This window comes from Burkholderia sp. 28_3 (assembly GCF_003253915.1).
Classification (GTDB): domain Bacteria; phylum Pseudomonadota; class Gammaproteobacteria; order Burkholderiales; family Burkholderiaceae; genus Burkholderia; species Burkholderia cenocepacia.
On sequence record NZ_QKZF01000001.1, the window covers coordinates 338,997 to 363,977 of the forward strand.

21 protein-coding genes are annotated in these 24,981 nt (G+C 69.4%); 13 read left to right on the forward strand and 8 right to left on the reverse strand.

Annotated elements, in window-relative coordinates:
- Positions 1-36 precede the first annotated feature (36 nt).
- Positions 37-1,212 carry an HPP family protein gene (locus DFS13_RS01595; protein ID WP_048988079.1) on the reverse strand — a complete coding sequence of 392 codons (1,176 nt, stop codon included), beginning with the start codon at positions 1,210-1,212 and terminating at the stop codon, positions 37-39.
- A 362-nt stretch (positions 1,213-1,574) separates the two neighbouring features.
- On the opposite strand from DFS13_RS01595, the gene DFS13_RS01600 reads away from it, so the two are divergent.
- On the forward strand, positions 1,575-2,543 hold the full coding sequence (locus DFS13_RS01600; RefSeq protein WP_006494690.1) for a LysR family transcriptional regulator: 969 nt from the start codon (positions 1,575-1,577) through the stop codon (positions 2,541-2,543).
- Positions 2,544-2,568: 25 nt separating this feature from the next.
- Here DFS13_RS01600 and DFS13_RS01605 read toward each other — a convergent pair whose 3' ends face one another.
- Together DFS13_RS01605 and DFS13_RS01610 are read right to left on the reverse strand one after the other, a co-directional pair.
- Positions 2,569-3,933, reverse strand: coding sequence for an MFS transporter (locus DFS13_RS01605; protein WP_111441322.1), 1,365 nt, complete (start codon positions 3,931-3,933; stop codon positions 2,569-2,571).
- 64 nt (positions 3,934-3,997) lie between these two features.
- Entirely contained in the window at positions 3,998-4,936 is a 939-nt protein-coding gene (locus DFS13_RS01610) for a 2-hydroxyacid dehydrogenase (protein ID WP_111441323.1), read from the reverse strand.
- A gap of 113 nt (positions 4,937-5,049) precedes the next feature.
- On the opposite strand from DFS13_RS01610, the gene DFS13_RS01615 reads away from it, so the two are divergent.
- The 6 genes from DFS13_RS01615 (at position 5,050) to DFS13_RS01640 (ending at position 12,124) form a co-directional block, all read left to right on the forward strand.
- Complete coding sequence (locus DFS13_RS01615) at positions 5,050-5,958, forward strand: LysR substrate-binding domain-containing protein (protein WP_006482957.1); 909 nt, start codon at positions 5,050-5,052, stop codon at positions 5,956-5,958.
- Positions 5,959-6,238: 280 nt separating this feature from the next.
- Complete coding sequence (locus DFS13_RS01620) at positions 6,239-7,270, forward strand: TRAP transporter substrate-binding protein (protein ID WP_006494693.1); 1,032 nt, start codon at positions 6,239-6,241, stop codon at positions 7,268-7,270.
- A gap of 3 nt (positions 7,271-7,273) precedes the next feature.
- Positions 7,274-9,160 carry a TRAP transporter large permease subunit gene (locus tag DFS13_RS01625; RefSeq protein ID WP_111441324.1) on the forward strand — a complete coding sequence of 629 codons (1,887 nt, stop codon included), beginning with the start codon at positions 7,274-7,276 and terminating at the stop codon, positions 9,158-9,160.
- An 8-nt stretch (positions 9,161-9,168) separates the two neighbouring features.
- Entirely contained in the window at positions 9,169-10,251 is a 1,083-nt protein-coding gene (locus DFS13_RS01630) for a LacI family DNA-binding transcriptional regulator (RefSeq protein WP_059720791.1), read from the forward strand.
- Positions 10,248-11,270, forward strand: a complete 1,023-nt coding sequence (locus tag DFS13_RS01635; protein ID WP_060263388.1) for a hydroxyacid dehydrogenase — start codon at positions 10,248-10,250, stop codon at positions 11,268-11,270. Before DFS13_RS01630 ends, DFS13_RS01635 begins: the two co-directional genes overlap by 4 nt.
- Complete coding sequence (locus DFS13_RS01640) at positions 11,267-12,124, forward strand: amidohydrolase (protein WP_006483969.1); 858 nt, start codon at positions 11,267-11,269, stop codon at positions 12,122-12,124. The genes DFS13_RS01635 and DFS13_RS01640 overlap by 4 nt, the downstream gene beginning before the upstream one ends.
- Before the next feature lie 114 nt (positions 12,125-12,238).
- On the opposite strand, the gene DFS13_RS01645 is transcribed toward DFS13_RS01640, so the two are convergent.
- Positions 12,239-13,327: a calcium:proton antiporter gene (locus DFS13_RS01645; RefSeq protein ID WP_006483972.1), complete on the reverse strand. Its 1,089-nt coding sequence runs from the start codon at positions 13,325-13,327 to the stop codon at positions 12,239-12,241.
- Here DFS13_RS01645 and DFS13_RS01650 point away from each other — a divergent pair.
- The 6 genes from DFS13_RS01650 to DFS13_RS01675 all read left to right on the forward strand — a co-directional run bounded on the left by DFS13_RS01650 (position 13,326) and on the right by DFS13_RS01675 (position 19,601).
- Complete coding sequence (locus tag DFS13_RS01650) at positions 13,326-13,469, forward strand: hypothetical protein (RefSeq protein ID WP_193372798.1); 144 nt, start codon at positions 13,326-13,328, stop codon at positions 13,467-13,469. The genes DFS13_RS01645 and DFS13_RS01650 overlap by 2 nt on opposite strands.
- A 405-nt stretch (positions 13,470-13,874) precedes the next feature.
- A complete protein-coding gene (locus tag DFS13_RS01655) occupies positions 13,875-15,431 on the forward strand; it encodes a 3-hydroxyacyl-CoA dehydrogenase (protein ID WP_060263387.1) in 1,557 nt (518 codons plus the stop codon).
- A 60-nt stretch (positions 15,432-15,491) separates the two neighbouring features.
- Complete coding sequence (gene paaK / locus DFS13_RS01660) at positions 15,492-16,814, forward strand: phenylacetate--CoA ligase PaaK (RefSeq protein WP_060211178.1); 1,323 nt, start codon at positions 15,492-15,494, stop codon at positions 16,812-16,814.
- Positions 16,815-16,852: 38 nt separating this feature from the next.
- Entirely contained in the window at positions 16,853-17,653 is an 801-nt protein-coding gene (locus DFS13_RS01665) for an enoyl-CoA hydratase-related protein (RefSeq protein ID WP_060263386.1), read from the forward strand.
- A 137-nt stretch (positions 17,654-17,790) separates the two neighbouring features.
- Positions 17,791-18,462, forward strand: a complete 672-nt coding sequence (locus tag DFS13_RS01670; protein WP_006483966.1) for a MarC family protein — start codon at positions 17,791-17,793, stop codon at positions 18,460-18,462.
- Between the two features lie 158 nt (positions 18,463-18,620).
- On the forward strand, positions 18,621-19,601 hold the full coding sequence (locus DFS13_RS01675; RefSeq protein WP_048988089.1) for an aldo/keto reductase: 981 nt from the start codon (positions 18,621-18,623) through the stop codon (positions 19,599-19,601).
- 31 nt (positions 19,602-19,632) lie between these two features.
- On the opposite strand, the gene DFS13_RS01680 is transcribed toward DFS13_RS01675, so the two are convergent.
- The 4 genes from DFS13_RS01680 to DFS13_RS01695 form a co-directional block, all read right to left on the reverse strand.
- Entirely contained in the window at positions 19,633-20,499 is an 867-nt protein-coding gene (locus tag DFS13_RS01680; protein WP_111441420.1) for a CPBP family intramembrane glutamic endopeptidase, read from the reverse strand.
- A gap of 85 nt (positions 20,500-20,584) precedes the next feature.
- On the reverse strand, positions 20,585-21,241 hold the full coding sequence (locus DFS13_RS01685) for a VC0807 family protein (protein WP_006488931.1): 657 nt from the start codon (positions 21,239-21,241) through the stop codon (positions 20,585-20,587).
- Positions 21,242-21,350: 109 nt separating this feature from the next.
- Positions 21,351-23,282: a HAMP domain-containing sensor histidine kinase gene (locus DFS13_RS01690; RefSeq protein ID WP_111441325.1), complete on the reverse strand. Its 1,932-nt coding sequence runs from the start codon at positions 23,280-23,282 to the stop codon at positions 21,351-21,353.
- A 447-nt stretch (positions 23,283-23,729) separates the two neighbouring features.
- On the reverse strand, positions 23,730-24,794 hold the full coding sequence (locus tag DFS13_RS01695) for a 2,3-butanediol dehydrogenase (RefSeq protein ID WP_059720797.1): 1,065 nt from the start codon (positions 24,792-24,794) through the stop codon (positions 23,730-23,732).
- Between the last annotated feature and the right edge of the window lie 187 nt (positions 24,795-24,981).

The following is a 24,981-nucleotide window of genomic DNA, read 5'->3' on the forward strand; positions in this document are numbered from 1 at the left end:
CCGCGTGTCGCAGGCGGTGACGTGACGGGGTGCGCGCTACGCGGCCTCGAGCATTTGGGTCTGCTGATACAGGCCCGTGACGAGATCCGTCTGCGTAATGATGCCGACGAGCCGGCGCGACGCATCGACGACCGGAATATGGTGGTGGCCCGAATGCGTGAACAGCGGCACGAGCGCCGTAATCGGCATGGTTTCCGGCACCGATGCGACGTCGCGCGTCATCACGGACGCGACGCTCGCGGGCTGGCCGCCGAACGATTGCGGCAACCGCGCGGACAGGCGCTGCCACAGCGGGGCCGGACGGCGCAACTGACGCGTGAGGTCGGCGCGCGTGACGATGCCGGTCAGGCGGCCTTCGCCGTCGACCACCGGTAGCGCCTTCACGCGGTGGCGATCGAGCAGCGTGAGCGCGGTCGCGACCGACGTCGACGGCGCGACCTCGATCGCATGCTTCGTCATCAGGTCGGCGCACTTCAACTGGCCGAATGTGCGCGTATAAGCCTGCATTTCGGTTTCGCGCAGCAGCGTTTCGAGATCGTCCGGATCGACGTCGAGCCATTCGCTGCGGCGCTTCAGCACCGCGTCGAGGTCGCCGCGCGTGAAGCCGCCGCGCGCCGGGGCGGCGCCGCCGGTCTGCGGTTTCGCTTCGGGGCGCACGCCGCCGTGCGGGTAGCGGTGCCCGGTCAGCGCGTGGTAGACGAGCGCGGCCGACAGCAGGATCGCCGATTGCAGCGCGATCGGCTGCAGGACGAAGCCGAAGCCGAGCGCATGGATCGCCGGGCCGCCGACCACGGCCGTGAGCGCGACGGCGCCCGACGGCGGATGCACGCAGCGCAACGCGAACATGCCGCCGATCGCGCAGGCGATCGCGACCGCGGCGGCCGTGATCGGGTCGGCGATCCATTGCGCGCACGCGACGCCGACCGTCGCCGCGACGAGATTGCCGCCGATGATCGACCAGGGCTGCGCGAGCGGGCTCGCCGGCACCGCGAACAGCAGCACGGCCGACGCGCCCATCGGCGCGACGAGCAGCGGCACGAGGCCCGGCACGCCGGGCAGCAGCCGCATCGTGACGCCGACCGTCGCGATGCCGACGAGCGCGCCGGTGCACGAGCGCAGGCGCTCGCGCCAGCCGAGTGTCATCGGATGGGGAATGAAGCTGTGCAGCCACTGCCGCAACGTGCGGCGCGACGGGGAGGAGCCTGACGACATGGACGGTAAGCGGTAAAAATGACAACGCGAGGGCGTGGCGGCCAAGCGCGGAATTATATCGTGTTGTGATACAAATTGTCGCGCGGCATCGCGTCGTTGCACGCGTGCGACGCGCAAGTCTTGCAAAATGCTTTCACCGGATGAGAACTTGCGTGCGCACAATCGCCCAAATTCGTCTGCAGCGGCGTACAATTCGGCGCACTGAATTCCCCCGTCATGCCAGAACCCCGTACGCGATGCCCGCTCTCCCGCCTTCTCCCCGGCACGGTGATCGATTCGACGTGGTTCGCGGCCGTGTTCCGTTGCCCCTCTGACGCGAGCGCCGCCGACGCCTCCCCACTGACTCTCCCCAAGCCAATTCAATGGACATGCTCGAAAACATGCGCCTGTTCGTGCGCGTCGTCGAAGCCGGCAGTTTTACTGCGGTCGCGAAGGAAATCGACGCGACCACCGCGCAGGTGTCGCGCGCGGTCTCGAACCTCGAAGCCCACGTACAGACGCGCCTGCTGCATCGCACGACCCGCCACCTCGGCCTGACCGAAAGCGGCGAGCGCTATTTCGAGCGCGCGAAATCGATCCTCGCGGAAATCGACTACGCGAACGCGGAGGCGCGTAACGCGCTGCTGCGGCCGAGCGGCAAGATGCGCATTCACGCGATGACGGGGCTCGGGCAGAGTCATGTCGTGTCGTCGATCGTCCGCTACCAGGAGGACAACCCCGACGTATCGGTCGAGCTGACGCTGGCGCAGCGGATGCCGAACCTGGTCGAAGAGGGGTATGACGTGTCGATCGTGACCGCGTCGCAGCTGCCCGATTCGGGCTATGTCGCGCAGACCTGCGGCACGAGCTGCAGCGTACTCGTCGCGTCGCGCGAATACCTGGCGCGGCACGGCACGCCGCAGACGCCCGACGAACTGCCGAACCACGTGTGCCTGCGCCTCGACACGCCCGCGTCGCCGGCCGGCGAATGGCGCCTGGAGCGCAGCGACGGCGAGGAAACCGTCTACGAGCTGCAGCCGGCGCCGTTCCAGGTCAACGTGCCGGACGCGCTGTGCGTCGCGGTGCGCGCCGGGCGCGGGATCGCGTGCGTGGCGCTGTATACGGTGCTCGACGATATCCGCGAAGGGCGCCTGATCCGCGTGCTGCCCGAGTACCGGCTGCAGACGGTGAGCGTCTATGCGGTCTACGCGACGCGCCGCTATCTCGATGCGAAGATCCGCACCTTCCTCGACCACCTGCGCACGACGCTCACGCCCGCGCTGGAGAACGATCTGCGCGAACTCGACCGGCTGACGACGGAGCACGTGCCGAGCAGCCGCCAGCGCGCGTGACGGCGCCGGCGTGCGGCCGCGGCGCTCATGCGGCCGGCGCGATGCGGATGCGCTCGAAGCGGCCCGCGAGCCATACGTACGCCGCAATGCCGATCAGTCCGTGCGCGGCGACGAACCACAACGCGCCGGCGAACGAGCCGGTGCTGGCGACGAAGTAGCCGATCACGAGCGGCGTGACGATCCCGGCGATGTTGCCGAGGCCGTTGAACACGCCGCCGCTCAGCCCGACCATGCCTTCCGGCGCCGTGTCGGCGAGCACGGCCCAGCCGACCGCTGCGAGCCCCTTGCCGAAGAACGCGATCGTCATCAGCGCGATCACGACCGCGTTCGACGATGCGCCGTTCGCGAGCACGAGCAGCGTCGCCATTGCCATCCCCGCGACGAACGGCGTCTTGCGCGCCCTCGACGGATGCATGCCGCGCCGGATCAGCCAGTCCGACAGCACGCCGCCGAGCACGCCGCCCGTGAAGCCGCAGATCGCCGGCAGCGCGGCGACCCAGCCGGCTTCCATGATCGTCATCCCGCGCCCCTTGATCAGGTAGATCGGGAACCACGTGATGAAGAAGTAGGTGAGCGCCGTGATGCAGTACTGGCCGATGTAGATCGCCCACAGGTTCCGGTGGCGGAACAGTTGCGACACGTCGTGCCACGACACGCGCGGCCGCTCGCGCACGCGGTTCGCTTCCAGATCGACGAGCGCGCCGTGAGCACGCAGGTAGTCACGCTCCGCGTCGGTCACGCGCGGATGGCCGTGCGGCTCGCGATACCACGCGAACCACAGCGCGGCGAGCGCGATGCCGAGCAGCCCCATCCACAGGAAGACGTGCTCCCAGCCGAGCGCATGCGTGAGCCACGCCATCGCCGGCGTGAACAGCACGACGGCCATGTACTGCGCGGAATTGAACAGCGCCGACGCGGTGCCGCGTTCGGCCGTCGGGAACCAGCAGGCGACGATCCGCGAATTGGCCGGAAACGCCGGCGATTCGACGAGGCCGAGCATGAAGCGCATCACGAACAGCGCGAGTGTCGCGGCCGCGCCCTGCACGGCGAACGCGCCGACCGTGCCCTGCAGCATCGTGAACACCGACCACAGCAACAGGCTCAGGCCATACACGCGCCGTGCGCCGAAGCGGTCGAGCAGCCAGCCGCCCGGAATCTGGCCGATCGCATAGGCCCACGCGAACGCGGAAAAGACGACGCCGAGCTGGACCGGCGTGAGCCCGAGATCGTGCGCGACGCCGGTGCCGACGATCGACATCGTCGCGCGGTCCGCATAGTTGACGACGGTGACCGCGAAAATCAGCGCGAGGACCGCGTAACGGACGCGGCCGATCGTGCGCGAGGCGGCGGGCGAGGCGGCGACGGCAGCGCCGCTGGATCGATGGGACATGCGTGTCTCCTGGCCTCCGTCGTGCGGAGGCATCCGGTGTTGTAACGGGCGGGCGGTGTGGCGCTCAGCGGGTGACGCTGGTCGGCGGGCGCTGGCCCGCGAAGCATGCGGCGAGGTTCGCGAGCACGATGCGGCCCATTGCCTCGCGCGTTTCGTGCGTGGCGCTCGCGCGGTGCGGCTGCACGACGACGCGGTCGAGTTCGAGCAGCGCGGCCGGCACGTGCGGTTCGTTCGCGAACACGTCGAGACCGGCGCCGGCGATCGTGCCGTCGGCCAGCGCGCGCACGAGCGCGGTTTCGTCGACCAGCTTGCCGCGTGCGACGTTGATCAGGAATCCTTGGGGGCCGAGCGCCGCGAGCACATCGGCCGTCACCAGCACGTTGCCGTGATCGGCCGAGGCCGCGATCACGAGCACGTCGCTGTCGCGTGCGAGCGCGGCGAGGTCGGGCACGAAGCGATAGCCGCTGTCGCGATGCTCGCGCGGGCCGAAGTAACTGACGGGCATCCGGAACGCCTGCGCGCGCTGCGCGATCGCGCGTCCGACACGGCCGAGCCCGACGATGCCGAGCCGCTTGCCGGTGACCTGCGTCGCGAGCGGCTGCGCCGTTTTGCCCCAGCGGCCGGCGCGCACGATCCGCTCGCCGGCGCCGAGGTCGCGCAGGGTCATCAGGATCAGGCCCAGCGCCATGTCGGCGACGTCATCGGTCAGTACGTCGGGGGTCGTCGTCACGTGGATGCCGCGCGCCCGGGCGCGGTCGAGATCGACCGCGTCGGTGCCGATGCCGTTGATCGCGATGATCTCGAGCGCGGCGAGCCGGTCCATCAGCGCGGCGGACAGGCCGTTCGCGCCACCCGTCACGACGCCGCGAATGCGCGGCGCCACGCGATCGAGCAGCGCCTCCGGTTGCTCGGCCGCATACAGCCGGTGCACGGTATAACGGGCGGACAGTTCGGCGTCGATGGTGTCGGGAAGCGGCTGGGTCAGCAGGATGTCGATGGTCATGAAGGTCTCGGTCGTCGTGCGCGGCGCGGGCCGTGCATCAGGTGGAACCGAGTATAGAAATCGTATCGATATCGGTCTAACATCAAAAGACTATCGATTGATTCAAGATTTGAATGATTGAACTGCACCAGCTTCGCTGTTTCGTCGCGGTCGCCGAAGAGCTGCATTTCGGCCGCGCGGCCCGGCGACTCTTCATGACCCAGCCGCCGCTCAGCCGGCAGATCCAGTTGCTCGAGCACGCGCTCGGCATCGCGTTGCTCGAGCGCAGCAGCCGGCAGGTCAGCCTGACCGCGGCCGGCGAGCGCTTCCTGCGCGACGCGCGGCACATCCTCGAATTTTCCGCGCGCGCCGAGCAGGCCGCGCAGCGCGTCGCGCATGGCGGGGCCGGGCGCATCACGCTCGGCTTCACGGCCGTCAGTGCGTACCGGATGATTCCGGTGCTGCTCGCGCACGCGGCGCATGCGTTGCCGGACGTCGACGTCGAATTGCGCGAGATGGTGTCGACCGTGCAGATCGACGCGCTCGCGTCGCGGATGCTCGACGCGGGTTTCGTGCGCCAGCGCGCGGCGCGCCAGCCGCTCGAATACCGGCTCGTGCAGCGCGAACCGATGCTCGTCGCGGTCGCGGAGGGCGCGCCGCTCGCGACCTACGAGCAGATCGGCCCCGACGAGCTCGACCGGCAGCCGTTCATCGCGTATTCGCCGAACGAGGGCAAGTATTTCCACGACATGATCTCGGGGATGTTCGCGGGCGCCGGGCGGCTGCCGAACTACCTGCACTACGTCGGCCAGACGCATACGATCCTCGGCCTCGTGCGCGCGGGGCTCGGTGCGGCGCTGGTGCCGGCGTCGGCGCGCGAGCTTCATGTGGACGGCGTGGTGTTCCGGCCGCTGGCCGGCGTCAACGTGGCGGCCGAGCTGTATCTCGCATGGCGCGCGGACAACGACAATCCGGCGCTGCCGGTGTTCAACGCGATGGTCGAGCGGTTTCTGACGGACAGCGCGGACGATCCGGGCGTTTAGCGCTGCGCCTGCTCGCCTGAGCGGCCTGCCGCGTACCACCGAAAGTCGGTCGTCCGATGATCCAAGACGCGGGCGCGAATTGTTTGCGGCGTCCCTCCCACGCGTGAAAAACGGCGATTTTTCATACGAATTCCGCCCGAAATACGCGCCACACGATCCGGATTTTTTGTCCTGAACAGGGGAAACCCCCATTTTTCTCTCATCGGTCGTCGTATTACTGTATCGATACACTAAATCGATACAGTCGCGTCGCGAGACGCACTCGCAAAGGAGACGGCTCATGAATACCTACACCCGGCGGCGCTTTCTGCAGACGGTGTCCGCCGCCACGCTGGCGGCCGCGGGCGGCTTGCCGGAAGGCGTGCGCGCGCAGCAGCCGGTCGTCACGCTGCGCTGCTCGTCGTCGATGCCGGCCGACCAGAACGCCGCGCATTACGTGTGGTACGAGCGTCTCGCCGCGAACCTGAAGGCGAGCGTGGGCGATGCGATCCGGGTCGACTACTTTCCGAACAGCCAGCTCGGCAAGGAAAACGATGTCGTGCAGCAGGTCAAGATCGGCGCGATCGACATGATGATCTCGGGCTCGTCGATCTGGGCCACGATCGCGCCGGAGCTCGGGATGCTCGATCTCGGCTACCTGTTCGACAGCTACGCGCACGTCGCGAAGGCGCTCGACGGTCAGGTCGGTACGAGCCTGAACGCGCTGCTGCAAAAGCGCGCCGGATGCTCGGTGCTGACCTGGGGTTCGCATTTCGGCGGGCGCTGCGTATTCACGAAGCAGCCGGTGACGGCGTTGCCCGGGCTGAAGGGGACGAAGCTGCGCGTGCTGCCGACGCCCGCGTTCATGGATACCTTCAAGGCGATGGGCGCGGTGCCGACGCCGATTCCGTTCGGCGAGCTGTACATGGCCGTGCAGACGGGCGTCGTCGACGGTCTCGAGCACGATCCCGCCACGGTGCTCGCGAGCCGCTTCGACGAGATCGTGAAGTCGTGCTGGCAATCGCGCCACGTGTTCGCGGCGATGACCGTCGTGATGGGGCGGCGTGCGCTCGACCGGATTCCGGCCAATCTGCGGCCGGCCTTCGATCGCGCGGTGGCCGACGCGACCGCGCAGCAGCGTGCGATTGCCGCGCAGAAGGCCGCGCAGGCGGAGCAGGCGCTGAAGCAGCGCGGCATGGCGTTTTACCCGCTGGCCGACGCCGAGCGCGCGGCGTTGCGGCAGACGATGCACGACCGCCTGTATGTGGCGTTCGCGAAGCAATATCCGGCCACCGCGCCGCTGTTTCCGGCGATCGCCGCCGCGCGGGGTTGAGCGATGGACATGCACTCCGTGTCGGGCGCCGCGCCGGCTCCCGCTGCAGGCCAACCGGCGCATCGCGCCGCCCGCGTACTGGATGCGCTGCTGCGCTGGCTCGAGTACCTGTCGGCCGCGGTGCTCGGCGTCGACGTGCTCGTCGTGTTCGTGTCGGTCGTGTTCCGCTATTTCCTGCACGACCCGGTCGACTGGGCCGAGGAAGTGGCCAGCGCGCTGATGATCGTGCTCGTGTTCTTCGGCGCGGCGACGGTGCTCGGGCGCAGCCAGCATGTCGGCATCGACGTGTTTCGCGGCCGCCTGCCGGCACGCTGGCAGGGCGCGCTGATCCAGGTCGGCCACTGGATCGTGGCGGCCGTCGCGCTGAACCTGCTGGTGTCGTCGTGCCAGTTGCTCACGGATTCGTACGACCAGTTGACGACGGGCGGCTTGCCGGGCTGGATCAACGGGTATCCGATGATGTTCGGCGCGCTGTTCATGACGGTATTCGCGCTTGCGAATGCGCTGAACGCGCCGCGCCGCCGGGTGATCGGCACGTTCGCGTGCTGCGCGGCGCTCGCGGGCGCCGTGTACGGCTGGAACGCGCTGTGGCCCGCGCATGCGGTCGCGCCGGGCACGCTGCTGGTCGCGGGCTTCGTCGGCGGGCTGGTGCTCGGCGTGCCGATCGGGTTCGTGCTGGCGTTCTCGGCGCTGCTGTATTTCCTCGCGGATCCGACGCTGCCGCTGCTGGTCTACTCGCAACAGGTGATGGCCGGCGCCGATCACTTCGTGCTGCTTGCGGTGCCGTTCTTCGTGCTGGCCGGGCTGCTGATGGAGACCAACGGGATGTCCGCGCGGCTCGTCGAGTTGCTGCTGCGAATTTTCGGGCGCGTGCGGGGCGGGCTCGGCCTGATCGTGATCTTCGCGACGGCGTGCTTTTCCGGCGTGTCGGGCTCGAAACTGGCCGATATCGCGGCGGTGGGCGGCGTCGTGATGCCGGCGGTGCGCCGCGCGCGGCAGGACCCCAACGAAACCGCCGCGCTGCTCGCGTGCAGCGCGGTGATGGCCGAAACGATTCCGCCGTGCGTGAACATGATCATCATGGGCTTCGTCGCGAACATCTCGATCGCCGGGCTGTTCGTCGCGGGGATCGTGCCGGCGGCCGTGCTGGCCGCGTCGCTCGCGGTCGTGACGGTGATCACCGGGCGCAGGATCGACGTGGCCGAGGTGTTCGGCTTGCGTCGCGCGTGGCTGCCGCTCGCGGGCGGCGCGCTCGTCGCGCTGGTCATGGTCGCGATGATCGGCAAGGGCGTGACGTCGGGGATCGCGACGTCGACCGAAGTGTCCGCGTTCGCGGTGGTCTACGCGCTCGTCGTGGGCTGGCTCGCGTTCCGCGAACTGACGTGGCGCTCGGTCGGCCGCGTGTTCGTGCGCGCCGCGTCGATGGCGAGCGGTATCCTGTTCATCGTCGCGGCGGCGTCGAGCGTGTCGTTCGCGCTGTCGATCGAGCAGATTCCGGCCCTCGTCTCGGGCACAATGACGGCGTTTGCCCATCAATACGGCGCGACGATGTTCCTGCTGCTGGCGGCGCTGCTGATGATCGTGTTCGGCGCCGTGCTCGAAGGCGCGCCCGCGCTGATCATCTTCGGGCCGCTGCTCGCGCCGATCGCGCTGCAGCTCGGCATCCATCCGCTGCATTTCGGCACGGTCGTGGTGGTGGCGATGGGGTTCGGGCTGTTCGCGCCGCCGGTCGGCCTCGGGCTGTTCACGACCTGCGCGATCACGGGCACCGAGGTCGGGCGCGTGGCCCGGCCGATGGTGAAATATCTGCTGGTGCTGTTCGCCGCCCTCGTGGCGCTGATCTTCGCACCGGCGTTTTCGTTGTGGCTGCCGGCCCATTTCGGCCTGTAGCCCGTTCTATGCAAGACGACATGAGTACGATTCAGGACGTGGCCCGTCATGCGGCCGTTTCGGTCAGCACGGTTTCGAACGTGCTCAACGGACGCACCGACCAGATGAAGCCGGAGACGCTCGAGCGCGTGAAGGCGGCGATGGACGCGCTGCAGTACCGGCCGAGCACGCTCGCGCGCCAGCTCAAGACGGGGCAGACGCCGCTCGTCGGGCTGCTGGTGCCGTCGATGGCGAACCCGATGTACGGCTACATCGCGCGCGAGATCGAGGCCTGCGCGCAGGAACGGTATGGCCATCGCGTGCTGATCGGCAACACCTACCGCGATGCGCGCAAGGAGGCGTCGTTCTTCGACGATCTGTACGCGCACGGCGTGCGGCGCGTGATCGTGATCTCGTCGCTCGCCGACGAAAGCCACCTCGAGCGCGCGGCCGAACGCGGGATGGCGGTCGTCAGCTACGACCGGCGCGCGACACCCGGCGAGCAATCGAAGGTCGATCACGTGACGGCCGACAACGAGGCGGCCGCGCGGCTCGCGACACGCCGGCTCGTCGACGCCGGCCATACGCGGCTCGCGTTCGCGACGGTGGCCGGCATCACGGTGAGCCGCAGCGACAAGATCCGCGGCTTTCTCGCCGTGGCAAGCGAGGCGGGCGGCGCCACCCAGGCGCGCGTGCTCGACGGCGGTCCCGCGAACGAATACGGCGACTCGGTGATCGTCGACGTCGGGCGTGCGCTCGGCGTCGAGCTCGCGGCCGATCCCGCGCGGCCGACCGGCATCGTCGCGGTCAACGACCTGTTCGCGCTCGGCCTGATGGCCGGGCTGCGCGACGGCGGCTTGCGGGTGCCGGACGATGTCTCCGTCATCGGGATGGACGGTCATTTCCTGTCGGCGATCTCGTGGCCGGCGCTGACCACGGTGCAACTGCCGGTCACCGAAATGGCCGGCGAGATGGTGCGGCGCGTGATGCGGCAGGAGGGCGACGCACCGTCCGCCGGGCCATGCGTGTTCGCGGACGTGACGCTCGTGGAGCGCGCCTCGGTCGCGCCGCCGCCGGCGCAGGCGGCCGGCACGAACGGAGGTCACGCATGACGCGCGTCTACGTCACGCATCCGAGCGGGATGATCGACCACTACTTCGGCGCCAGGGCGTTGCGCGCGCTGCGCGCGATCGCGGACGTCACCTGCAATCCGCACGATCGCGAACTCGACACGGACGAACTGATTGCCGCCGCGCAGGGATGCGACGCGATCATCGCGTACCGGCAGACCCCGGCGCCTCGCGCGCTGTTCGCGGGGCTGCCGGTACTTGCCGCGTTCCTGCGTTGCGCGGTCGACATCCGGACGGTCGACGTCGCCGCGGCGAGCGCGTGCGGCGTGCTGGTCACGCAGGCGAGCCCCGGCTTCGGGCCGGCCGTCGCCGAGTGGGTCGTCGGCGCGATGATCGACCTCGCGCGCGGGATCGGCGGCTACGCGGACGCGTACCATCGTGGCGCGCCGCCGGTGCCACGGATGGGGCGCGAACTGCGCGGCAGCACGCTCGGCCTGATCGGCTATGGGCAGATCGCGCGCCATCTCGCCCCCGTCGCGACGGCGCTCGGCATGCGCGTGCTCGTCAGCGATCCGTACGTGCGGGTCGACGCGCCGCCGCCCGAACAGGTCGACGCCGCCACGGTGCTGCGCGATTCGGATTACGTCGTCTGCCTTGCGCCGGCGACGCCGGCCACCGCGAACCTGATCGATGCGGCGGCATTCGCGGCGATGAAGCCGGGCGCGTGCTTCATCAATGCGTCGCGCGGCGAACTCGTCGACGAGCAGGCGCTGGCCGACGCGCTCGCCAGCGGGCGGCTGGCCGGTTGCGCGCTCGACGTCGGCCGTGCTGCGGACCAGATGCCGACGCCCGCGCTCGCCGCGCATCCGCGCGTCATCGCGACCCCGCACATCGGCGGGCTGACGCTGCCGGCGATCGAGCATCAGGCGCTGGAGACGGTCGACCAGCTCGCCGCGCTGCTCGACGGGCGCGTGCCGACCGGCGCGGTCAACGCCGCGCAGGCGACGCGGCTCGCGCGCTGGCGCGCGTCGCACGCATCCGTCGCGCCGGGCGGGCGATGATCCGCGACGGCGTGGGCGGCACGCGGTTCCCGGACGCGTGCGATTGCCATATCCATATCTACGACGATGCGTACCCGCTCGCGCCGACGGCGACGTTTCGGCCGCCCCATGCGCCGGCGGACGCGTATCGGCGCGTGCAGCGCACGCTCGGCCTCACGCGCGTGGTGATCGTACAGCCGACCGGCTATGGCGCCGACAACCGATGCACGCTCGCTGCACTGGCCGCGTTCGGTCCGCAGGCGCGCGGCGTCGCGACGTTGCCGGTCGACGTGCCGGATGCGGAGCTGGAGCGGCTGCATGCCGCCGGCATGCGCGGCGTGCGCTTCATGATGCTGGCGGGCGGCACCGCGCAATGGAGCGATCTGGAACGGATGGCCGCGCGGATCGCGCCGCTCGGCTGGCATATCGACCTGCAGTTCGACGGTCGCACACTGGCCGATATCGAGCCGACGCTGGCGCGGCTGCCGGCGCGCGTGGTGATCGATCACACGGGCAAATTCCTGACGCCCGTCGCCCCGGATGCACCGTCGTTTGTCGCACTGCGACGCCTGCTCGATCGCGGCCACGCATGGGTGAAGTTGTCCGCGCCGTACGAGACGTCGCAATCCGGCGCACCGGGCTACGACGACGTCGCGCGCCTCGCCGCCGTGCTCGCGCGCGGCCATTCGACACGCTGCGTGTGGGGCAGCAACTGGCCGCATCCGAACGCGTCGCCGCTGCCGGACGATGCACGCCTGCTCGGCTGGCTGCACGATTGCGCGGCGGACGACGCGATTGCCCGCGCGATTCTGGTCGACAACGCGGCTGCGCTCTATGGATTCGAGACGGACACGCAGCGCGAAACCGTCGCGTGACGCGCTGCCGCCCCCGTTGGGTCACGGCGGCGTGAAGCGAAGGACAGGGAAGGGACTTGAAGAAGTGCAAGCGGCCCGCCGGAGCGAATCCGCCGGGCCGCTTGCATTGGAGCGTCAGTGGGTGATCGACAGGAACAGGTACGCGGCGAACAGCGCGACGTGCACGACGCCGTGCAGCACCGTCGTGCGCCCCTGGCTCAGCGTGAGCGTACTGACCAGCAGCGTGAGCGCGAGCAGGACCGTTTCCATCGCGCCGATCCCGAGCGTGAGCGGCTGGCCGACCCAGATGAACACGGCCGCGACGGTCGGGATCGTGAGCCCGATGCTCGCGAGCGCCGAACCGAGCGCGAGGTTCATGCTGGTCTGCAGGCGGTTCGCCCGTGCGGCGGTGACGGCCGCGAGCCCTTCCGGCAGCAGCACGAGCGCGGCGATCACGATACCGACCGCGGCTTCGGGCGCGCCGAGCTTCAGCACCGCATGCTCGACGGCCGGCGACAGCAGCTTCGCGAGCAGCACGACCGCGACGAGGCTCGCGAACAGCAGCACCATGCTGGTGATCGCGGTGCGGTTGCTCGGCGCCGCCGCGTGCACCGCTTCGTCCGCGGTGTCGTGCGCGGCGAGGAAGTAGTCGCGGTGGCGCACGGTCTGCACGAACACGAACGCGCCGTACAGCACGAGCGACGCGACGCCGGCGAACGCGAGCTGCGATTTCGAGAAGAACGGGCCCGGGGCGGCGCTCAGGTAGTTCGGCATCACGAGCGACAGCACCGACAGCGACGCGAGCACCGCGAGCGCCTTGCTCGCGCCGCGCCCCTGGAAGTCCTGTTCGCCGTGCTTCCATGCGCCGACCAGCAGGCAGATGCCGACGATGCCGTTACAGATGATCATCACGGCGGCGAACACGGTGTCGCGGGCGAGGCCCGATTTCTCCGGGCCCGCGCCGAGCATCACCGACACGATCAGCGCGACCTCGATGACGGTCACGGCGACCGCGAGCACGAGCGTGCCGAACGGTTCGCCGACGCGGTGCGCGACGACTTCCGCGTGGTGGACGGCGGCGAACACGGCGCCGGCGAGCGCGGCGGCGAACACCGCGATGACGAGGCCTTCGGCCGGCACCGCGCGCGACAGCGCGAGTACCAGCCAGGCGGCAAGCGGGGCCCAGAGGGTCCAGCGCGGGAGCTGGTTGGACGACAGCGGCATGGAGGGTTTCCTTATGCGAGTGGCGGCGCGCGACGCGCCGTCACGGGTTGACGAAGCCCGGCCGTACTATCCGCCGAACGAGGACGATGAAACCGAAAAGGTGGCGGCGCGCAACGGCGCTGCCCTGGGTTCGCTGCCGTGAGGCGGCGAGGGGCGCGGGCGGGCCGAGGCCCGTCGCGGGATGAAACGGTTCGATGCGGTTGCCCGCGGATGGCGAGACGAGCGCACGTGACGACGCGTGGCCGGCGGCTCGATCCGACCCCGACAGGGCGGGCGACGATGGACGGCGGTGACGGCGCGACACGCTTTCCCCCTGAAATCCGGCAATTTGTCGAATTTTATCAGGCGTTCGGGGGTCACTATCTCATATTCGAACGCTTACGTTGACCTTTCGGTTGATAAAAAGTTGCCCGACGTTTCGATTTTTTTGTCGTTGCAGTTTCCGTAACGATGTCTTGCACGACAAATTCGGGCTCGCCCTGACATAAATCTACCGACCGGTCGGTTTATAATGCTCGCACTTCCACTTCATGACGGATCGCAAGCGATGGCTGTTTCCTCTGCACATTCGGTGAACTCGGGCGCACTCGCGCCGTCGGCCGTCGTCGGCGTGATCGGCGCCGGCGCGATGGGCGCGGGCATTGCGCAGGTCGCGGCGGCGGCCGGCCATGCGGTGCTGCTCTACGACCTGAACGAAGCGGCCTGCGACAAGGCGCTGGCCGGCATCCGTGCCCAGTTCGCCCGGCTGGCCGAGAAGGGCCGGCTCGAACCGGCGCAGGCCGACGCGGCCGGCAACCGGGTCCGCGCGGTGCGCGCGCTGGCCGATTTCGCGGGTGCGGCGCTGATCGTCGAGGCGGCGGCGGAACGGCTCGACGTGAAGCGCGAGATTTTCGCGACGCTCGAACGTCATGTCGACGACGCGTGCGTGCTCGCGACCAACACGTCGTCGATCTCGATCACGTCGATCGCGGCCGGGCTGCGCGTGCCGCAGCGCGTCGCCGGCCTGCATTTCTTCAATCCCGCGCCGCTGATGGCGCTCGTCGAGGTGGTCAGCGGGCTCGCGACCGCGCCCGAGGTTGCGCAGATGCTGTATGCGACCGCCGCTGCGTGGGCCAAGCAACCGGTGATGGCGAAATCGACGCCGGGCTTCATCGTGAACCGCGTCGCGCGGCCGTATTACGCGGAGGCGTTGCGCGTGCTGAACGAGCAGGGCGGCGCACCGGCGTCGATCGATGCGGTGATGCGCGAAGCCGGCGGGTTCCGGATGGGGCCGTTCGAGTTGATGGACCTGATCGGCCACGACGTGAACTTCGCGGTGACCGAGTCGGTGTTCCGCGCGTACTTCAACGATCCGCGCTACACGCCGTCGCTGATCCAGCAGGAACTCGTCAACGCGGGCTTCCTCGGACGCAAGTCCGGACGCGGCTTCTATTCGTATGCGGACGGCGCGACGCCGCCTGCCCCCGATCTCGAGCCGCCGCGCGCCGCGCCGGCGGACGTCGTGCTGTTTGCGCAGGAGGGCCCGGCCGCCGCGCTGCATGCGCGCTTCGTCGACCGTATCGCAGGCGCCCGTCAGGCCGGTGCGCAGCCGGACGATCTGCTGGCCACGGCCGGCCGCGCGTCGATCGCGCTGACCGATGGCCGGACGGCCACCGCGCGCGCCGCACAAACGGGCGTGGCGGATCTCGTGCTCGTCGATCTCGCGCGCGATTACGCGCAGGCGGGGCTCGTCGCGCTGACCCGCGCGCTCCAGTGCGGCGACGCGGCCTATGCGGATGCGGTCGGCCTGTTCCAGCAGGCGGGCTTTCGTGTCGTCGGCGTCGCGGACGTGCCGGGGATGGTCGCGATGCGCACCGTCGCGATGCTCGCGAACGAGGCGGCCGACACGGTGAACCAGGGCGTGTGCTCGCCGGCCGACCTCGATCTCGCGATGGAGAAGGGCGTGAACTATCCGTGCGGCCCGCTCGCGTGGGCCGACGCGATCGGCCTCGGCCGCGTGCACCGCGTGCTGTCGAACCTGGCAGCGAGCTATGGCGAGGACCGCTATCGCGTGTCGCCGCGCCTCGCCGCGCTGCATGCGGCCGGCCGCACGTTCCGGTCGTAGCCGCCCGCCCCGGTTACTTCGAACACGATAACGACATCACGCCATTGGAGGAGCACCCCGATGACTCACCCGACGCATCCCGCCGCCGCCCTCGAGCCGATCGAGACCGCCAGCCGCGACGAACTGCAGGCGCTGCAGCTCGAACGCCTCAAGTGGTCGCTGCGCCACGCGTACGACAACGTCCCGCACTATCGCCGCACGTTCGACGCGGCCGGCGTGCATCCGGACGACCTGAAATCGCTCGCCGATCTCGCGAAATTCCCGTTCTCGACCAAGAACGACCTGCGCGACAACTATCCGTTCGGCCTCTTCGCGGTGCCGCGCGAGCAGGTCGTGCGCGTGCACGCGTCGAGCGGCACGACCGGCAAGCCGACCGTGGTCGGCTACACCGCGCGCGACATCGACACGTGGGCGAACGTGACCGCGCGCTCGATCCGCGCGGCCGGCGGCCGCCCGGGCGATACGCTGCACAACGCGTTCGGCTATGGTCTCTTCACCGGCGGCCTCGGGATTCACTACGGCGCGGAGCGGCTGGGCTGCATGGTCGTGCCGATGTCCGGCGGGCAGACCGAGAAGCAGGTGCAACTGATTCGCGACTTCGAGCCGAAGATCATCCTCGTCACGCCGTCGTACATGCTGAACCTGATCGACGAGATGGTGCGGCAGGGGATGGACCCGGCCGAATCGTCGCTGAAGATCGGCATCTTCGGCGCCGAACCGTGGACGCAGGCGCTGCGCAATGAAGTGGAGACGCGCGTGGGCATCGACGCGCTCGACATCTACGGGCTGTCGGAAGTGATGGGCCCGGGCGTCGCGTGCGAATGCGTCGAGACGAAGGACGGCCCGGTGATCTGGGAAGACCATTTCTACCCGGAGATCATCGATCCCGTCACCGGCGAAGTGCTGCCCGACGGCAGCCAGGGCGAGCTCGTGTTCACGTCGCTGACGAAGGAGGCGATGCCGGTGATCCGCTACCGCACGCGCGACCTCACCGCGCTGCTGCCGCCGACCGCGCGCGCGATGCGCCGGCTCGCGAAGATCACGGGCCGCTCCGACGACATGCTGATCGTGCGCGGCGTGAACGTGTTTCCGAGCCAGATCGAGGAGATCGTCGTCGCGCTGCCGATGTTGTCGGGCCAGTTCCAGATCACGCTGTCGCGCGACGGTCACATGGACCGGCTCGACCTCGCGGTCGAGTTGCGCTCCGAGGCGGCGGCGTCCGTCACCGACGGCGAGCGCGCGGCGCTCGCGCGCGAGTTGCAGCACCGGATCAAGACGATGGTCGGCGTGTCGTCCGGCGTGACGGTGCTGGCAGCCGGCGGCATTCCGGCGACCGCGACCGGCAAGGCGCGCCGCGTGATCGATCGCCGTCAGGCCGCCTGATGTCGAGGTGTGCCGTTCTACCCGAGGAAACCTGTTCGATGGATGAATTGAAGACCCTGGCCGTCACGGTCGATGCGCGCGGCATCGCGACCGTCGCGCTGCAGCGCGGCGACGTGCTGAACGCGTTCGACGAGACGATGATCGCGGAGCTGACCGACGCGTTCACGACGCTTGGCCGGCGCGACGACGTGCGTGCGATCGTGCTGCGTTCGGACGGTCGCGCATTTTGCGCGGGCGCCGACCTGCAGTGGATGCAGCGTGCGAGCGCGAACGACGCGGCCGCGAACCTGCGCGACGCCGAGCGGTTCGCCGCGATGATGCGCGCGATCCGGCAGTGCCCGAAACCGACGGTCGCGCGCGTGCAGGGCCACGCGTTCGGCGGTGGGGTCGGGTTGTGCGCGGCCTGCGACATCGTGATAGCCAGCGATCACGCGCGCTTTTCGGTCAGCGAGGCGCGTTTCGGGATCCTGCCGGCCGTGATCGGCCCGTATCTGGTCGAGGCGGTCGGCCAGCGCCAGGCGCGCCGGCTCGCGCTGACCGCGACGCAGCTCGCGGCCGCCGAAGCCGTCGCGATCGGGCTGATCCACCAGGCCGTGCCGCTCGATGCGCTCGACGACACGCTCGAACGGACGCTCGCGGAACTGGGCCGCAACGGCCCGCACGCGCTGATGGAGATCAAGCGCTTTTTCGATGCGATCGGCGAATACCCGCCGTCGGACGAACGCGCGGCGTTCACCGCGCAGACGATCTCGCGGGTGCGGGCGACGCCGGAAGCGAAGGAAGGCTTCGCGGCCTTCTTCGCGAAGCGGCCGCCGGCGTGGGAGGCGGGCGCCGAATAAGGCTGCACGACGAAACTCGACCGCGACCGTCGGCGCAACCGGGCCGGCCGTATTTTGCGTCTCGGGCGCGAGCGCTTGCACTACAATGCGTGACCCCCGGCGCGCTGCCGGCCCAGCCCCGACCGATGCTTCGCACGATGATCGTCAACCGCCTTGTCTCCGAGATCCTGTTCGGCTTTACCGGCCTGATCGGCATCATCAATCCGATCGGCATCGCGTTCCTGTTTCTCGAACGGACCGAGGCGCTCACCGCGTACGAACGGGATCTGCTCGCGAGGAAGGTCGCGTTCAACGCGTTCGTCGTCCTGATGGTCGCGTTCTTCGCCGGCACGCCGGTGCTGCATTTCTTCGGGATCTCGATGGAAGCGCTGCGGATCGGCGGCGGCTTCGCGGTCGCGGTGGCCGGCTGGCAGATGCTGAACGAGCCCGACGGGCCGGGCGGCGGCGACACGCCGGTCAAGCCGATCGACGCGAACGCGATCATGACGCGCGCGTTCTTCCCGTTGACGGTGCCGCTGACGGTCGGTCCCGGCTCGATCGCGACCGCGATCGCGCTGAACGCGAACCGCACGCACAAGCTGTCGGAATTCATGCTGTCGAGCATCGTGTCGATCGCGGTGTCCGTGCTCGTCGCGCTCGTGATCTGGCAGGTCTACAGCCGCTCCGCGCTGCTCGCGCGCTATCTCGGCAGCGAAGGGACCAAGGTCGCGAAGCGCGTGTCGGCGTTCCTGCTGCTGTGCATCGGCGTGCAGATCATGCTGACCGGCTTCTCCGCGTTCCTGCAGCCGATCGCCGACCAGGTCAAGTAACCGGGCCGCCCGGTCCGGCCGTCAAGGTTCGACCTTTCACGCAGCCTGCACGCGGCGCGCGGTCATACGCGTTCGCCGCATGCGGGATACCATGCGACGTCTGGCGGATGCGCGGCGCGCATCCGGCCGCAACCCCAACTTGAGTGGCGAGGCGTGCAATGGAATACGTGAAATTCGGGTCGACCGGGCTGGACGTGTCGAAGCTGGTGCTGGGCTGCATGACGTTCGGCGAGCCGTTGCGCGGCACGCACCCGTGGACGCTGCCGGAAGCGGAAAGCCGGCCGATCATCCAGCGGGCGATCGAGGCCGGCATCAACTTCTTCGACACCGCGAACATGTATTCGGACGGCACGTCGGAGGAGATCGTCGGCCGCGCGCTGCGCGATTTCGCGAAGCGCGACGACGTCGTGATCGCGACCAAGGTGTTCTACCGGATGCGGCCGGGGCCGAACGGCGCCGGGCTGTCGCGCAAGGCGATCATGACCGACATCGACCAGAGCCTGAAGCGGCTCGGCACCGACTACGTCGATCTCTACCAGATTCACCGATGGGACTACGGCACGCCGATCGAGGAGACGCTCGAGGCGTTGCACGACGTCGTGAAGGCCGGCAAGGCGCGCTATATCGGCGCCTCGTCGATGTTCGCATGGCAGTTCGCGAAGGCGCTGCACACGTCGAAGCAGCACGGCTGGACCCGCTTCGTCAGCATGCAGAACCACCTGAACCTGCTGTATCGCGAGGAAGAGCGCGAAATGCTGCCGCTGTGCGAGGACGAAGGCATCGCGGTGATTCCGTGGAGCCCGCTCGCGCGCGGGCGCCTGACGCGCAACTGGGACGAATCGTCGGAACGGCAGCAGAAGGACGAGGTCGGGCAGCAGCTGTACAACGCGACGATCGATGCCGACAAGGCGGTCGTCGAGGCCGTCGCGGCGATCGCCGCCGCGCGCAACGTGCCGCGGGCGCGGGTCGCGCTGGCGTGGGTCGCGCAAAAGCGCGGCGTGACCGCGCCGATCGTCGGCATTTCGAAGCCGCAGCAACTGGACGATGCGCTCGGGGCGCTCGCGCTGAAGCTGACCGACGACGAAATCGCGACGCTCGAACGCCCGTACGTGCCGCACGCGGTGGCCGGGTTCAACTGAGCGGCAACGCGGGCGGCGCCGCGCACCGCGTTCAGCGCGCGGCGGCGAGCATCGGGTAGGTGAACAGGCCGAAGTGGACGACGTTCAGCCCCGCATGCGCGAGCGCGGCGGCGAGCAGGCCGCCGCGCCGCCACGCGAGCCCGTAGCCGACGCCGGCCACCGTGCCGAGCACGATCCATTGCCAGCCGCCCGCGGCGTGCGCGGCGCCGAACAGCACCGCGCCGGCCGCGAGCGCGACCCACGGGCCCCAGGAATACGCGCGCAACACGCGGGTCAGCCCGCCTTGGACGTAGCCGCGGAACAGCGTTTCCTCGGCGAGCGTCACCAGCAGCAGGTTGTTCGCGAGCCACAGCCAGCCGGACGGCGGCCATTTGGGGGCCCAGCCGACCATCCCGAACGCGAGCGCGCCGGCCAGGCACGCGGCGGCCGTTGCGGCGGCCGCCACCGCACCGGTGCGCAGCGCGCGCGACAGCGCGACGTCGGGCGCGACCCACGGCAGCGCCCACAACAGCCACAGGCCGACGAGCGGCTTGTCGAAATTCAGGTACATCGTGAACGGCACGGCGTCCGGCGTGAAACGGGTCGGCGCGATCACGCGCGGATTGTGGAAGCCGGGAATCAGGTGCAGGCTCAGCGCGATCGCGAGCGCGGCGAAGACGAGATGCGCGGCGATGCGCACCGCGAGCGGGCGCGCGGGCAGCACGCCCCAGCCGGCCGCGATCAGCAGCGCGAATGGCGCCAGCGTGATCGGCGCGAGCTGGCCGAATGCCAGCGCGCCCGCGTAGCCGAGCGCGGCGACGCCGATGCTCAGGCCGTGCAGTGGGCGATGCCACGCGAATGCGGCGGCCGCGAACAGGGCGAGCCAGATCGTGGCACACGGAAGGAGCGAAAGGGACATGACGGGAAGCGGACAGGCGGACGAGACGCCGCGCATCATACAGCAGGTGCCGTGACACGCTGCCGGGCAGCCGGCGCGCCGCGTGTCAGCGGCCGGCGGTTTCGGTGACGCCGCCGCGGCCCGGGATGTCGACGCTGTTGCGCACGCGCATCCGCCGCCGGTACCAGAACGTCCACAGCAGCAGGCAGGCAAACACCGTGTAGCCCATGACCGGCGACACGACCAGCACGCGTTCGACCGGCCAGCTGACGACCATCCACCAGCGCAGCAGCATCTCGACCGTCATGATGGCGCCCCACACGAACGTCATCAGCCGCAGCATCTGCCGCAGGCCCGGCTGCGCGTCCCAGACGGCTTCGAAGTGCGCGGCGCCGCCGTCCATCTCGCGGGCCACGGTCGCGCGGGCCAGATAGTAGATCAGCGGGCGTTCGCGGAACAACGACAGCAGGAACACGATGCCGATCGTGCCCGACCCGATCGATTCGCGCATCAGCAGCGTGCGCGGACTGCCGCCGAACGCCATCCCGACGATCGACAGCGTGATGCCGAGCAGCACGATGGCCGCCACCGCGTCGACGCGGCGCGAGCGGATGAATTCGACGATCGACCAGATGATCGGCGGAACCGCCGACGCGTACAGCGCGCCCGTTTCGCCGAAATACGGATGCGCGACCCGATAGGCCACCCAGGGCAGCACGAGGTTGACGAAGAGTTCGAGAATCAGTCCGGTTCGCGGTTTCACGGTGCGCGCTTCCACGCAGGCGGGGCGGACGCGCGGAAGGCGGGTTGCCCCCGGTTGCCCCGAAAAGGGTTCGGTTCAGTATATCGAAGAATCGCGCGGGGTTGCGACGTCACGGGTTCGCCGCCGCCGGCAGCGCGATCGTGATCGTGGTGCCCTGCAGCACGGCGCTCTGCACATGAATGTCGCCCGCGTGCCGTTCGACGACGGCCTTGACGAACGCCATTCCGAGCCCCACGCCGCCCGTGTCCGGTTGCCCGGCCGTGCGAAAGCGCCGGTAGCGTTCGAACAGCCGCGTCTGGTCCGTGTGGCTGATCCCGCAGCCGCGGTCCCGGATCGTGCAGTGCACGGCCCGGCCGTCGGCGCCCGGTTCCACCCGGCATTCGATGCTCGTCAGCGACGGGCTGTACTTGATTGCGTTATCCAGCAGGTTGATCAGCGCGCGCGACAGCAACGCAGGGTCGCCGTGCACGATCGTGTCGTCGCGGCGCGGCACGTCGTCGATCGAGATGCGTTTGCGATGCGCGAGCGGCCATACGGCGTCGCGCGCCTCGTTCATCAGGTCGGCGAGGTTGACCGGCACGCGCTCGTATTCGCTGGCTTCCGCACGCGACAACTGCGCGAAACCGTCGGCCATCGCCAGCGTATGGCGGGCGAGCCTGCCGATTCTCTCGAATTGCCGCTTTGTCGGTGCGTCGTTCGCGCGGTGTTCCTGCGCGTCGATCAGGATGATCAGCGACGTCAGCGGCGCGCGCATGTCGTGCGAGAACAGCGTCAGCATGTCGTTGCGCTGGCGTTCGAGCATGTCGCGGCGCACATGCGCATGGCGCAAGGTCTCCAGTGCCCGGTCGATGCGGGTGATCTCCGGCCCGACGCCGCGCGGCATCGCGACGGGCGTCGTATCGCCGTCGCTGAGTGCGACGATCCGGCGGCCGAGCGCATCGAGCGGCGTCGACAGCAGCCGCTGCGTGCCGCGCGCGAGCGACAGCAGGATCGCGACGCTGAGCGCGGTCGCGCATGCCGATACCGCCACCTTGATCCGCGCGGTATTCCGGTCCGAGACGGCGCGGCGCCGCGCCGCGTCGATCACGCGGTCGCGCAGCCGTTCGCACGGCCCGAAATACGGGACGATCGTCCTCGAAAAATCGCCGGCGCTCATCGCGTAGGCGCCTGTCCGGCCGTTCGCGACGATCGCGTCGACGAGCGGCAGCAGGTGACGGTCGAACGCCGCGTTGAGCTGCGCGTACTCGCGGGCCACGTCCGCATCGTCGAGCCGCGCGCCGAACGCGCCGTCGATCAGTGCGCGCAATTGTTCGATGCGTCCGCGCATCAGCATGATCTCCGCGAACTGCGTGCGATCGAGCGCCTGCCGCGCGAACATCGGCGCGACGAGCAGCGAGCCCGTGCGTCCCGCGTATTCCCGCAGGTCGCTCAGCAGCCGCGCGAGCAGGATCGCGCCTGACGTGCGCGGGTCGCGCATGGCCGTGTCGGTCATCGCGCCGTCGATCAGCAGCGACACCGTGTCGACGACCCGGAACAGGCGCGCCTGCGCATGCTGGATGTCGCGCACCGTGCGGGACGCGAGCGGCCGCGCGTCGAGTGCGTCGATTTCCGCGCGCGCATCGGCGAGCGTGATCCGGATCGCATCGACCGCGTGCAGCAGGTTGCCGCGCTCGCGGTCGTCGAGCGCCGCCGCGTGCCCGATGCCGGCCCGAAAATGCGCGAGCGCGCGGTCGGAACGCTCGCGCGCGGCGCGCAGGTTGCGCCGCTCCGTCGCGGCGTCGGGCTGCGCGCGCACGAGCAGGTCGTTCGTCGGGCCGCGTTCGGCCGAGATCATGTTGGCGGCGATCATCGCGCCGTGGACGAATTCGAAGCTTTGCAGGTCGGCGTTTTCCTGCCGGTATTGGCGGACACTGCCCGCGATGATCGTGCCGCACAGCAAGGCCAGCAGCGTGGTGACGAGCGCGAAGCCGAGATGGGTTTTCTGCTGGATCGTCAGCGAGCGAACGTCGTTTGCGCGTTCCCGATTGAACGAGAGATTCATGGCACACCGTGTTTTGCGAACTATCCCTGGGAGGCCCGTATTCTCGGCCTGTCGGCGCCGTGGCGCCGTGAGGTTCGACAGGTGTTCCGTCGTGACGGGGCGGCAACGATCGCGCCCGGGAAGCCGGATCGCACGCGGCACCGGATCGCGTTGCGCCACCATCCTGTCGACGCCGGACGCATCGTGCTTGATGCGGAGAAACCCTGATCGCGCACCGGTGCGGATCGCGCGTTGCGGTGAATGTTAGGGATTGCGAATGTTCGGGCGCGCCGCTTCCGGAGGGAGCGCGACATGGCGGCTGCCTTGGACGGTGACGACAGAGGGAAGGGATGCGCACGCAGGCGCGCCGCCCGCGCACGGGGCGACGCTCGACGGGGGACCGCTATACGCCTGTACGGCGGCCGGCGCGGCGCGGCGGGAATCGATCCCGCGGCCGCGCGTGTGCGCTCAGGAAACGGCCGGCCGGACGATGATCTTCACGTTGCGGTCCTTGTGGTTGACCAGTTCCTCGAAGCCGTGCGCGACGATGTCGCCGAGCGCGATGCGCCCGGTGATGAGCGGCTGCACGTCGATGCGGCCGTCCGCGATGAAGCGGATCACGTCCGCGAATTCGCCGTTGTACGCGAGCGAGCCGATCACTTCCTTCTCGGTCGACACGATGTCGAAGAAGTTGAACGGCGCCGGTTCCTCGAAGATGCCGACCATCACCGACTTGCCGGCCTTGCGGATCACGTCGATCGCGAGCTTCGCGGTGGCCGTGTGCCCGATGCACTCGAACGAGACATCCGCGCCGTAGCCGCCCGTCAGCGCCCGGACTTCCGCGATCGCGTCGGACGTCTTCGGATCGACGACCGCGCTCGCACCGACCTCCAGCGCCTTCTGCTTGCGCGCGGCCGACATTTCCAGCGCGATCACGCGTCCGGCGCCCGCGGCCTTCGCGCACATGATCGTGCACAGGCCGATCGTGCCCGCGCCGACCACGACGACGGTCTGCCCGACGATGTTGCCGGCCTTCTTCACCGCATGCAGCCCGACCGCGAGCGGTTCGATCAGCGCGCCGGCCTCGGTCGGGAAATGGTCGGGCAGCTTGTACAGCAGTTCGGCCGGCACGTTCACGTATTCGGCGAACGCGCCGTTGTTCATCAGCCCGGTGAACGCGAGGTTCTCGCAGATGTTGTACAGCCCGTGCCGGCAATACCAGCAGGTGCCGCAATGCTGGCATGCGTCGGCCGTCACGCGGTCGCCGACCGCGAAGCCCGACACGCCCGCGCCGAGCTCGGCGATCTCGCCGCTGAACTCGTGGCCCAGGATGCACTGGCCTTTCAGGCCGGTCAGCGGATGCGGCGCGTCGACCGGGATGAACACCGGCCCGGCGACGTATTCGTGCAGGTCGGAGCCGCAGATGCCGCACCAGTGCACGCGAATCGTGACCCAGCCTGCCGGCGGGCGTTCCGGAACGGGAACCTCTTCGACGCGGATGTCGTGGCGGCCGTGCCAGACGGCGGCTTTCATGCTGGGGGGAGTGATCGGTGCCGGTGTACTCACGTTGCTGTCTCCGTCAGGTTGTCGTCGGGCGTGCGGCGATGTTGCCGGCGCGCCCGTCGCGCGATTGCGCGTTCGACCGGTATGCAGGAACGGGGCCAGCGTGAAGCCGGGCGATGCGTGGCGGCCGGAAAATGTGCGTCGGGTGCGCTGCACC